Annotated in this window: 9 protein-coding genes; 4 read left to right on the forward strand and 5 right to left on the reverse strand. The window is 43.6% G+C overall.

From position 1 onward, the window contains the following. Nucleotides 1–43: 43 nt before the first annotated feature. From nrfD to nrfB, 3 genes are read right to left on the reverse strand one after another with little or no spacing between them, the layout of a single operon-like run. Entirely contained in the window at nucleotides 44–1,018 is a 975-nt protein-coding gene (nrfD, locus tag OQJ75_RS12630) for a cytochrome c nitrite reductase subunit NrfD (protein ID WP_029222016.1), read from the reverse strand. A gap of 2 nt (nucleotides 1,019–1,020) precedes the next feature. Then, nucleotides 1,021–1,707 (reverse strand): cytochrome c nitrite reductase Fe-S protein, encoded by a 687-nt coding sequence (nrfC, locus tag OQJ75_RS12635; protein WP_248390061.1) that lies wholly within the window; start codon nucleotides 1,705–1,707, stop codon nucleotides 1,021–1,023. A gap of 3 nt (nucleotides 1,708–1,710) precedes the next feature. Then, nucleotides 1,711–2,295 (reverse strand): cytochrome c nitrite reductase pentaheme subunit, encoded by a 585-nt coding sequence (nrfB, locus tag OQJ75_RS12640; RefSeq protein ID WP_265973728.1) that lies wholly within the window; start codon nucleotides 2,293–2,295, stop codon nucleotides 1,711–1,713. Between the two features lie 482 nt (nucleotides 2,296–2,777). Here nrfB and nrfA point away from each other — a divergent pair, with 482 nt between their 5' ends. Together nrfA and OQJ75_RS12650 are read left to right on the forward strand one after the other, a co-directional pair. Continuing rightward, nucleotides 2,778–4,208 (forward strand): ammonia-forming nitrite reductase cytochrome c552 subunit, encoded by a 1,431-nt coding sequence (gene nrfA, locus OQJ75_RS12645; protein WP_265973729.1) that lies wholly within the window; start codon nucleotides 2,778–2,780, stop codon nucleotides 4,206–4,208. Between the two features lie 183 nt (nucleotides 4,209–4,391). Further along, nucleotides 4,392–4,736, forward strand: coding sequence for a rhodanese-like domain-containing protein (locus OQJ75_RS12650; RefSeq protein ID WP_265973730.1), 345 nt, complete (start codon nucleotides 4,392–4,394; stop codon nucleotides 4,734–4,736). A 51-nt stretch (nucleotides 4,737–4,787) separates the two neighbouring features. On the opposite strand, the gene OQJ75_RS12655 is transcribed toward OQJ75_RS12650, so the two are convergent. Together OQJ75_RS12655 and gyrA are read right to left on the reverse strand one after the other, a co-directional pair. Next, entirely contained in the window at nucleotides 4,788–5,417 is a 630-nt protein-coding gene (locus OQJ75_RS12655) for a tetratricopeptide repeat protein (protein ID WP_248390051.1), read from the reverse strand. 200 nt (nucleotides 5,418–5,617) lie between these two features. Further along, nucleotides 5,618–8,287, reverse strand: coding sequence for a DNA gyrase subunit A (gene gyrA, locus OQJ75_RS12660; RefSeq protein ID WP_265973731.1), 2,670 nt, complete (start codon nucleotides 8,285–8,287; stop codon nucleotides 5,618–5,620). Nucleotides 8,288–8,545: 258 nt separating this feature from the next. On the opposite strand from gyrA, the gene ubiG reads away from it, so the two are divergent. Beyond that, on the forward strand, nucleotides 8,546–9,289 hold the full coding sequence (ubiG, locus tag OQJ75_RS12665; RefSeq protein ID WP_248371914.1) for a bifunctional 2-polyprenyl-6-hydroxyphenol methylase/3-demethylubiquinol 3-O-methyltransferase UbiG: 744 nt from the start codon (nucleotides 8,546–8,548) through the stop codon (nucleotides 9,287–9,289). A gap of 508 nt (nucleotides 9,290–9,797) precedes the next feature. Continuing rightward, nucleotides 9,798–12,080, forward strand: coding sequence for a class 1a ribonucleoside-diphosphate reductase subunit alpha (nrdA, locus tag OQJ75_RS12670; protein WP_265973732.1), 2,283 nt, complete (start codon nucleotides 9,798–9,800; stop codon nucleotides 12,078–12,080). The last annotated feature ends 30 nt before the right edge of the window (nucleotides 12,081–12,110 follow it).

A 12,110-nucleotide genomic window follows, 5' to 3' on the forward strand; every position in this document is an offset into this window, starting at 1 on the left:
TATTTAGTATCTAACATCTGCTCACTAATAAACTTGAGCAAAATTAAGCTATCGTTAACTGCCCTGCATAAAGAACAAAAGTTCGTAGCATCAATACGCCCATTAGGCTTAGCGAAGTCACGGAGAAAATATACACCGAGCTATGGCGGATTGAGGTTGGTGTAACGGCATTCAGCAGCAACGGTAAAACCATACCGACACCGATGACACCATACCAGAACCAACTCGCCCAGAAACCACTGCCTATTGCGTTCCATACTGCTTGCTCACTTTGACCACCAGCGAAGATAAGCCCAGTAAAGAAAGTAATTAGAACAAACAATTCAAACATCACGACTGGACGTTCGAATCCGTGAATCCATGAAATAGTCGGGCTATGAGGTGATTCTTTAAAGACCAGCACACCAAATAAAATACACGCCGCCGCTCCCGAAGATAAGCTCGAGAATAAGAACAAAATCGGCAGCACTGGGTTATTCAATAGTGGGAAAGTATTTAAAGCTGAAAGCAAGAATCCGGTATAAGCGGCAAGCATAAGAGCAAGAACAGCTAAGAATATTTCCAGAGCATTCTCAAACACTTCTAATTTGCCAATCCAATTACCGACAAAATCAAGTCGCCCTTTTAGCCATGCTTGATCATTCAAGAACACGACTATTTGATCTCTAAATATAATACCGATCCAAAGGAATAAGATCACCATATAGACTTGGAATAAGATCACACCCATCGACATCACAGACGTTGGATTATAGAAGATCATGATCTTCCAAAAGGATAACGGTTTTGTCAGGTGGAAAACCAAGATAAGCAGACCTGAAATGATCCCAAATGGCGCAAGAAAAGCCGTGGCCTTTAACACACCATTATGAGCAGGATCGCCTTCAATAACCTTACGCTTTAGGTAAATGGAGATCATTACGGCACCCGCCGACATCCCCGCGAGAAATAGATAGATTGCTATAATCCAGTCCCATACCACGGTACCAGACTGAAAAGCTGCGTCCCATGCACTCATAATCAAATCTCCCCTTTTTGGTGTGGTACTTTATAGAGTTTTGGCTGAGTACCTAGATAAGCTTTATCTCTGTAAACCACCTCAGATTGAAGCACCTGGTTTATCTCACTCTCAGGATCATTGAGATCGCCAAATACCAACGCATTGGTCGGGCAAGATTCAACACAAGCAGGTAACTTCCCTTCAGCCAAGTTAGTATCACGGCAGAAATTACACTTATCAGCGGATTTATTCTCTGGATGGAAAAAGCGCACTTGATATGGGCAAGCCAATAGACAATAACCACAACCGACACACTTCTCTTGATGCACATCGACAATGCCTGTTTTTTCATCTTTGTAGGCCGCGCCTGTTGGGCAAACCATCACACACGGAGCATTATCACAATGTTGGCAAGAGTTACGGGTAAAACGGTAATCAACATTTGGATATTCGCCTTGAGGTTCGCTCTTAATGATCTCTAAGCGTGATACACCCTCTGGCACTTTATTTACTTCACGACATGCTTCAGTACAGGCTGTACAACCGATACACGCGGTTTCATCATGAACCATCCCGTAGCGCTTAGTGCCATCTTCCTGAACATTGGCCAACGTTTTTCGGCTTGTTACCGCCGCTGTTCCTGCAACCCCAGTCGTAAAGATCACAGCGCCTGCGCCAGCTAAAAAGTTTCTTCTTGAGCAGCTCATAGATTACTCCCCTTCTTTCTTCTGGTTGAAGTCTGAATGGCAATCCACGCACAGCTTAATGGTTTGCTTTTTATCTAAGCTCAGCACCTTAGCTTCAGTCGCATGAACATCATGGCAGTTTGAACACGTTAAGTTCTGCGCGTGAACATCGTGAGTCCAGCTCGCTTCACGCAAATCATCCGGTTTATGACAATCTATACATTGGCTATTGGCGTCTAAAATTAAGCTAGGATCGAGGAAGACCTTTTCAGTTCCCTGCTGTGATTGGGCCGCGCGATACTTCACCACTTCAGGTGCACCTTCACGGTGATCGGGGCCAATAGAGGTATGACAATCGGTACAGTTCACTTCACGACCAAGTAAAGCGTGTGCGCTCTTACCGTGTGAACCCAATATCGTTTCTTTGGAGTCTTTGTGGCATTGAACACACTTGTAGTCTTTATCGCGGATTAATTCGACTTCATGTCTTGTTGATTCTCCTACTGACGTAACAGCAGGCTCAGCAACAGCATGAATGGAATAACCATAGAGGCAGAATGCTAGAAGGGATTTAAGCATTATGACTATGGCCAATTTAATATTGCCCATTTTATCCTTTCCTTATACCGGCATTATTTAACTCTCAACTAAATAATATTCCGGTTAAACAAAAGTACCCTTAAACGATATTATTAACGTTTAAATGATATCAATTCTTATTTTGGATAAGCCACAACGCTTTCTATATTTAGAATATACCTCTAATTAGGTAATGCGAAATTTGCAAAGGTTAATATGTGAACATAATCACCCTATTTATCACAAGGGCATAGTATGTAATTGCTTGTTATATTTGATAATAATTATCACTTGAATTTCTCCCCACAAGCCAACGCATACCCCTTTAGGGTTATATAAACTTCAACGTGATTAAAGTCACTGCCATTAATTGATCTAAAACAAGCAAACTTCCGACACGTAACAAAATGTGTTTATTTATGAATTAATATAAACAGGAATTCTCCAGTTCTTAATTTGAATAGCAAACTCACAACGCTTGGTATAAAAATCAGTATATTGGAGATATCACTGTGAAAAAGCACTGGATACGTAATTCCGTCACAGCACTATTAATGGTTAGCGCATCACTAGCAAGCGCGACCAGTTTTGCTGCGTCTGAACAAAAAGAAATTGGTGATCCTCGTAACGACCAGTTCGAGCAAAACCACCCTGATCAATATCACTCATGGAGACAAACGTCAGAAAGTGAAACTATTGAAGATGCGTTAAAAGAAGATCCAAACATGGTGATCATGTGGGCTGGCTACGGCTTCGCAAAAGATTACAACAAAGCACGCGGCCACTTTTATGCCATTGACGATGTAAGACAAACCTTGCGTACTGGCGGTCCGACTGACGAAAGCTCAGGTCCAATGCCAATGGCGTGTTGGAGCTGTAAGAGCCCAGACGTTGCACGTGTTATTGAAGAACGTGGTGAAGACGGCTACTTCGAAGGTAAATGGGCACGTCTTGGTAACGAGATCGTCAACCCTATTGGTTGTGCTGACTGTCATGACACTCAAAGCGATGAGTTCAAAAACGGCGAGCCAGCACTGAAAGTGACGCGCCCTTATGTTGAACGCGCTTTCGAAGCGATTGGTAAAAAGTTTGATGAGCAGAGCCGTTTAGACCAACAAGCTTCAGTTTGTGCACAATGCCACGTGGAATACTACTTCACCGGCCCAACCAAAGGCGTGAAATTCCCTTGGGATAAAGGGACTCGTGTTGAGCAAATGGAAGAGTACTATGATGACATTAACTTTAAGGATTGGACCCACAAGGTATCTAAAGCGCCAATGCTAAAAGCGCAGCACCCAGGCTATGAAACATGGCGTGAAGGTATTCACGGTAAGAACAAAGTCGTTTGTGCTGACTGTCATATGCCTAAAGTCACCAAAGAAGACGGCACGGTTTACACCGATCATAAAGTGGGTAACCCATTTGACCGCTTCGAAGATACGTGTGCCAACTGTCATACTCAATCTAAAGAAACCATGCGTAATATCGTTTCAAGCCGTAAAGCTCAAGTGTTAAACATGAAGCTGACTGCTGAGAAACAAATCGTTGCCGCTCACTTTGAAGCAGGCGCGGCATGGGACGCGGGTGCAACAGAGCAAGAAATGGAACCAATCCTACTCGATATTCGTCACGCTCAATGGCGTTGGGACTACGCAATCGCGTCTCATGGTGTTCATATGCATGCTCCAGAAGTTGCGCTTGAGGTTCTAGGTACAGCCGTTGACCGTGCGGCCGATGCTCGTACTAAGATCATTCGTCTATTAGCGAAGAAAGGCATCACCGACCCTATCGAAATTCCTGATATCTCGACCAAAGAAGCGGCTCAAAAAGCGCTAGGAATGGACATGGATAAGATGAACGCTGAGAAACAACACTTCCTAGACACGGTTGTTCCTAAGTGGGAAGAGCAAGCTGAAAAACGTGAAGCGAACTACGAATACTAGTTTCTTCAAATAGACCATAATAATAAAACCAGTCACACTATTAAGGTGTGGCTGGTTTTTCTATTTTGAATATTTAGCGTTAGGCTTTGGCGCATTCAAATCGATATCTACCTTTAAATACCCAGTTACGTTTAAATATCCAGTCACCTTTAAATACCTAGTTGCTAATTCAAGGAATCGAGAATGAGAACCCTACTTTCACTTTCAGCATTGTGCGTTGCACTGTTAAGTTCTGGCGTTCATGCGTCTGAGCGCGCCGACATAGGTTGGGATTTAATTGAGAAAGGTGCATTAGTGGTTGATGTCAGAACACCTGAGGAGTTCAAGCAAGGGCATCTAGACAACGCCATTAACTACCCACTATCTGAGGTCGCAACACACTTTGCCAACATAGATAAAGACCAACCTATTGTCTTGTATTGCCGCAGTGGTAACCGCTCAGGACAAGCCTATCAATTCTTGCAAGCTCAAGGGTTTACTCAAATCCACAACGCAGGTGGGTTAATCGAAATGCAAGAAAGCCAATAGTCTTAGAAATGAGCTCTTAAGCAAGATCGCCTCTTTAGCAATAAGCCAAGCTTAACGGATCATCTGTTTGGCTTGATTGATCGAATGAATAATCGAAACGCGATCAATCCCCTTTTGATTGGAATCGAGAATTCGAGTCCACGCATCAATCGCTTGTTGATAGCGCATACTAATGAAGTGATCGGTCGCAATCAGCATCAATGCCGTACGATCATTGGGATCAAGATCCATAGATTGTTCTAGCAGTCTGTTTACTTCATCACTCATCGCTTGTGAACTGAGGTAATAAAGTGCGGTGGCTTTAGCGGCATACAAGCCTGAAGGCGCTTGAGGGTTTAAACGAATCGCGTAATCGTAACAGGTGAACGCCGCATCAAACTCCCCTTTCTGCATATACACACCACCAAGCTTAAACCATAAATCAGATTGATTCGGGTCTTGCTTAAGGCTTTGTTGCAGCTCATCTTGGAAATCTGTTGTGGTGTAACTAGTGTTATCATCTAAAGGAAGTTGAGGTATATCTTGTTTCAGTTGGGACCAAACAAGCACGCTCAAAGCTACCGCAGTAAGCGAAATCACTACATTGCTTTTTAGATGACCATTGTTTTTGTTCGCTGCGGTGACGATCACAATCAAAAACAAGCTCATTAGTACCAACGCAACCAACAACCAGATGTCCATTCAACACTCCTTTATATTCACTCCCTACTCTATCGTTTTCACCTCTCCTCTATATTGATCAAGGTTTAGCTATCGAGATTTTAGCGATCACAGCTCTGTTATAAATTCACACCAAGCTTCACAAATAACAGGTAATAAAAAACCGAGCACTTAGGCTCGGTTTTTTCAATGGTAAGCTTAATTACTTAGCGTAATCGAGATTACTCAGTGTCTTGCTCGCTATCACTTTCAGAGTCAGAAGCATCTGATGCTTGCTCTTCACTTGATTCAGAAGCCACTGTTCCTTCTACGTTAACTGCTTCAGCATTTGCTTCTTCAGCTTCGCCTTCAACAATCTCAGCTTCTTCTACTTCGTCGATACGTTGTAGACCTACAACATTCTCGTCTTCAGCAGTACGAATCAGTGTTACACCTTGAGTGTTACGGCCAACTTGGCTAACTTCCGCTACGCGAGTACGTACTAGTGTACCTGCGTCGGTGATCATCATCATTTCATCGCCTTCTTCAACTTGAACAGCGCCAACTACAGGGCCATTACGTTCAGAGACTTTGATAGATACTACACCTTGCGTTGCACGGCCTTTCGTTGGGTATTCAGCTAGCTCAGTACGCTTACCGTAACCGTTTTGAGTCACAGTTAGGATATCGCCTTCGTTAGAAGGAACAATCAGTGAAACCACTTGATCGTCTTCTGGAAGCTTCATACCACGAACACCAGAGGCAGTACGGCCCATCGCACGTACTTTGTCCTCGTTAAAGCGAACAACTTTGCCCGACTTCGAGAACAGCATGATGTCGCTATTACCATCAGTAATATCAACGCCAATCAGTGAATCATCGTCACGTAAGTTAACTGCGATTAGGCCATTAGCACGTACGTTTGCGAATTGATCCAGTGATGTCTTCTTAACGGTACCGTCGCCTGTTGCCATGAAGATGAATTTCTCGTTAGAGAACTCAGAAACAGGCAGGATAGCCGTAATACGCTCACCTTCTTCTAGAGGAAGAATGTTAACGATAGGCTTACCACGAGCGGTGCGGCTTGCTTGAGGCAGTTGGTAAACTTTCAAGCGGTACGTCTTACCACGAGTAGAGAAACATAAGATGTTATCGTGAGTATTAGCAACAAGCAGACGCTCAATGTAATCCTCATCTTTCATCTTAGTTGCACTCTTACCTTTACCACCACGACGCTGAGCTTCGTAGTCGCTTAGGATTTGGTACTTAACGTAACCTGCGTTAGAAAGCGTTACTACAACGTCTTCTTGAGCAATCAGCTCTTCCATGTCGATGTCATGAACCGCTGCTGTGATTTCTGTACGACGAGCGTCGCCATAGATTTCACGTACCGCTTCAAGTTCTTCACGGATCACTTCCATCAAACGCTCAGTGCTTGCAAGAATGTGCATTAGCTCAGCGATTTCTTCTAGAAGCGCTTTGTACTCGTCTAGAATCTTCTCATGTTCAAGGCCAGTTAAGCGGTGAAGACGAAGCTCTAGAATAGCTTGTGCTTGTGTTTCCGTTAGGAAGTATTGGCCATCGCGGATGCCGTATTGGTCTTCTAACCAATCAGGACGAGCCGCATCAGTACCAGCACGCTCAAGCATTGCTGCAACGTTACCGAGTTCCCAACCGCGAGCTACTAAACCAGCTTTTGCTTCAGCAGGCGTTGGAGCGTTACGGATAAGCTCGATGATTTCGTCAATGTTAGCAAGTGCTAAAGACAATGCTTCAAGGATGTGTGCACGGTCGCGTGCTTTCTTCAGTTCAAAGATAGTACGACGAGTCACAACTTCGCGACGGTGGTCTACGAAGCACTTAAGCATGTCTTTAATGTTGAACAACTGTGGTTGACCGTTGTTCAGCGCAACCATGTTGATACCGAAAGTTGTTTGCAGTTGAGTTTGTGAGTAAAGGTTGTTCAATACAACTTCACCAACAGCGTCACGCTTACATTCAATAACAATACGCATACCATCTTTATCAGATTCGTCACGCAGTGCACTGATGCCTTCAACTTTCTTATCTTTAACCAGTTCAGCAATCTTCTCGATCAGGCGAGCTTTGTTTACTTGGTAAGGAATCTCAGTAACGATAATGGTTTCTTTACCATTTTTCTCTACTTCAATATTCGCTTTTGAACGCATGTAAACTTTACCGCGGCCAGTCTTATAAGCATCTACGATGCCTTTACGACCACTGATAAGTGCTGCTGTCGGGAAGTCAGGACCAGGGATGTAGTCCATTAGCTCATCAATAGTAATGTCTTCATTATTGATAAATGCTAAACAGCCATCAACAACTTCACCAAGGTTATGTGGTGGGATGTTGGTAGCCATACCTACTGCGATACCAGAAGCACCGTTTACCAATAGGTTAGGAATTTTTGTAGGAAGTACTGCTGGAATTTGTTCTGTACCATCGTAGTTCGGTACGTAGTCCACAGTTTCCTTATCAAGGTCAGCCAGGAGCTCGTGAGCAATTTTCGCCATACGAACTTCGGTATAACGCATTGCAGCCGCGGAGTCGCCATCGATAGAACCAAAGTTACCTTGGCCATCAACTAGCATGTAACGCAGTGAGAACGGTTGAGCCATACGAACAATAGTATCGTATACAGCACTATCACCATGCGGGTGGTATTTACCGATTACATCACCTACTACACGAGCAGACTTTTTATATGGTTTGTTCCAATCATTACCCAGTACATTCATCGCGAACAAAACGCGGCGGTGTACAGGTTTTAGGCCATCACGCACATCTGGAAGGGCACGACCAACGATGACGGACATCGCGTAGTCTAGGTATGAACCTCTAAGCTCATCTTCAATATTTACGGGCGTGATCTCTTTCGCTAGATCGCTCATAGAGCCATTTTCCCTCTATAGTCAGATCGTATTTTTGAATACGTATAAGACCGAAAAATATAACACAAATTTACCTACGGAGGCATCACTTTCCCTCTCCTTTTACCATCTTGTGACCCTTGTAGCCAATCAATTGATGAGAAATTGCACCTCCGCATCATATCTCGCTGAAACATGGTCACTTTACACCCAATAAGTTCGCAAAATTGTAGATCTTCTGGTCAAGGCGAAAAGGCAAGTTATAATGCCTGCAATTTCATGGATGCCGTATTTAACTTGGAAATGCCGATTATGACTAAATCACAGAATGTAGACCCAGCAGAAATCAAGAAATTTGAAGACATGGCGTCACGCTGGTGGGATCTAGAAGGCGAATTTAAGCCTCTACATCAAATTAACCCACTACGCCTAAACTACGTGCTAGAAAAAACTGAAGGTTTGTTTGGTAAGAAAGTGCTCGATGTTGGTTGCGGTGGTGGCATTTTAGCGGAAAGTATGGCAATTGAAGGTGCTGTAGTGACAGGGCTAGACATGGGCAAAGAACCACTTGAAGTGGCACGCTTGCACGCACTAGAAACTGGCACCAAGCTCGATTACATCCAAAGCACCATTGAAGACCACGCAGAAGAGAATCCACAAACTTACGACGTGGTGACTTGCATGGAAATGCTAGAGCACGTGCCTGATCCACAATCAGTGATCACCGCATGCTCAAAATTGGTCAAACCGGGTGGCCACGTTTTCTTCTCTACGTTGAACCGCAATTTTAAATCTTACTTGTTTGCGATTGTTGGTGCAGAGAAGCTTCTTAAGATTGTGCCTGAAGGCACTCACGAGCATGACAAGTTCATTCGCCCTGCTGAACTTATCAAGATGATTGATAATACGCCTCTACAAGAACTCGGCATCACCGGACTGCACTATAATCCACTGACAGACACTTACCGATTAGGTCGCAGTGTTGAAGTCAATTATATCGTGCATACGCAAAATTTCTCTTAAAAAATATCAGCTATCCTACCGTAAAATTTTTTCTAAAAAAGACTAATGAAAAAGGTTGCAATTAACATAAGTTTGCGACTTTTTTCAGTCTAAATTTCGTGCGCTAGCTTCCATTTTGACCACCTAGATTTAAATTTAATCGCCTAAAATCCATCGCCCATTTTGCCTAAAGATCAAGATATTTTTTTTTATGGGCGTGCAAAAATAAAGCATCATTAAAAGCCGACTTTTATACAATCAAGTCACATCTAACCTCATCAGTTAGTGGTCACTTACAGTTTTTTTTCAATCCACCACTTATCCACAAGCAACCCAATTTCTTTACCTTGAAAAATATCAGTTGTAGCACTATCTTGTAACCCAACAAACAAATGACCCCTATATGTTGTGTTTGAACTACAATATATGGGTAGACCAAGATCACAAAGCCGAAACGTAATTTACAAAAATTGCACAGAAATACACAAAAACACGGCCTTGTTCAGTTTTGTTAGGGAAATTAAGCAGAATGAACCAACAACTTACTGTTACCAAGCGTAACGGGCGCAAAGAAACGATCGATCTAGAGAAGATCCATCGCGTGATCACATGGGCAGCTGAAGGCTTGCACAATGTTTCTGTATCACAAGTAGAATTGAAAGCTCACATTCAGTTTTACGATGGCATCACCACTACTGACATTCATGAAACTATCATCAAGTCAGCAGCGGATTTAATCTCTGAAGAGACTCCTGATTACCAATATCTAGCAGCACGTCTGTCTGTATTCCACCTACGTAAAAAAGCGTACGGCGAATACGAGCCGCCTGCACTGTATGACCACGTTGCAAAACTAGTTGATATGGGTAAATACGATAGTCACCTTATGGAAGACTACACGAAAGCTGAATTCGAAGAGCTTGACGAGTACATCGACCACAAACGTGACTTAGACTTCTCTTACGCGGCGGTTAAGCAACTCGAAGGTAAATACTTCGTGCAAAACCGTGTGACAAAAGAAATCTACGAGAGTGCTCAGTTCCTTTACATTTTAGTTGCTGCGTGTCTATTCGCTAAATACCCGAAATCGACTCGTCTTGACTACATCAAACGTTTTTACGATGCATCGTCTACGTTTAAGATTTCTCTGCCTACACCGATCATGTCTGGTGTACGTACGCCTACTCGTCAATTCAGTTCTTGTGTACTGATTGAGTGTGGTGACAGCCTTGATTCAATTAACGCAACAGCAAGCTCAATTGTTCGTTACGTATCTCAACGTGCTGGTATTGGTATCAACGCAGGTCGTATCCGTGCGCTTGGTTCTGAAATCCGTAATGGTGAAGCGTTCCACACTGGCTGTATCCCTTTCTACAAATACTTCCAAACAGCAGTAAAATGTTGTTCTCAAGGTGGTGTTCGTGGTGGCGCAGCCACAGTGTTCTACCCACTATGGCACGGTGAGGTTCAGTCTCTATTAGTACTGAAAAACAACCGCGGCGTTGAAGAGAACCGTGTTCGTCATATGGACTACGGTGTACAGCTGAACAAGCTTATGTACTCTCGTCTTGTTCAAGGTGGCAACATCAGCCTGTTCTCACCTTCAGACGTACCTGGCCTATACGACGCATTCTTCGAAAACCAAGACCGTTTTGAAGAACTGTACGTTAAGTACGAAAACGATCCATCAGTGAAGCGTGAAACAGTAAAAGCTGTTGAGCTATTCTCTCTGCTAATGCAAGAGCGTGCTTCTACTGGTCGTATCTACATTCAGAACGTTGACCACTGTAATACACACAGCCCGTTTGATTCTGAAGTGGCTCCTGTTCGTCAATCGAACCTATGTCTAGAAATCGCGCTACCAACTAAGCCGCTTTCTAATGTAGAAGATGACGAAGGCGAAATTGCACTATGTACGCTTTCAGCATTTAACCTTGGCGCAATCAATGAACTAGATGACCTAGCAGAGCTTTCTGAACTGGTTGTTCGTGCACTTGATGCACTGCTTGATTACCAAGACTACCCGCTTCCAGCTGCATATAAGTCGACAATGAATCGTCGTACTTTAGGTGTGGGTGTAATCAACTACGCATACTACCTAGCGAAGAATGGTGTTAAGTACTCTGATGGCAGCGCAAATAGCCTGACTCATCGTACTTTTGAAGCAATTCAATACCACTTGCTAAAAGCGTCTGTTGAACTTGCTAAAGAACAAGGCCGCTGCCCATCTTTCCATGAGACCAACTACGCAAAAGGCCTACTGCCAATCGATACTTACAAGAAAGATATCGACTTAGTATGTGAAGAGCCACTGCATTATGATTGGGACACGCTACGTGAAGAGATCATGGAGCACGGTCTGCGTAACTCTACGCTAACTGCGCTTATGCCTTCTGAGACTTCGTCTCAAATCTCGAACGCGACTAACGGTATCGAGCCACCACGTGGTTACGTATCAGTAAAAGCATCGAAAGACGGCATCCTGAAGCAAGTTGTTCCAGATTTCCTAAATCTTAAAGACAACTACGAGCTACTTTGGAACATTGGTACTAACGACGGTTACCTGCACTTAGTGGGTATCATGCAAAAATTCGTTGACCAAGCTATCTCTGCAAACACTAACTATGATCCAAGTGTTTACGACAGCGGTAAGGTACCAATGAAGCAGCTGCTTAAAGACTTGCTAACAGCGTACAAGTACGGTGTTAAGACGCTTTACTACCATAACACTCGTGATGGTGCTAAAGACGACCAAGGCGATGCAGTTCAAGTGCCGGAAGAAGATTGTGAAGGCGGCGGTTGTAAGATCTAAACCGCAATAAACATTAAGACCCCAGAGAAG

The organism is Vibrio sp. 14G-20, assembly GCF_026241515.1.
In the GTDB taxonomy this organism is placed as follows: Bacteria; Pseudomonadota; Gammaproteobacteria; order Enterobacterales; family Vibrionaceae; genus Vibrio.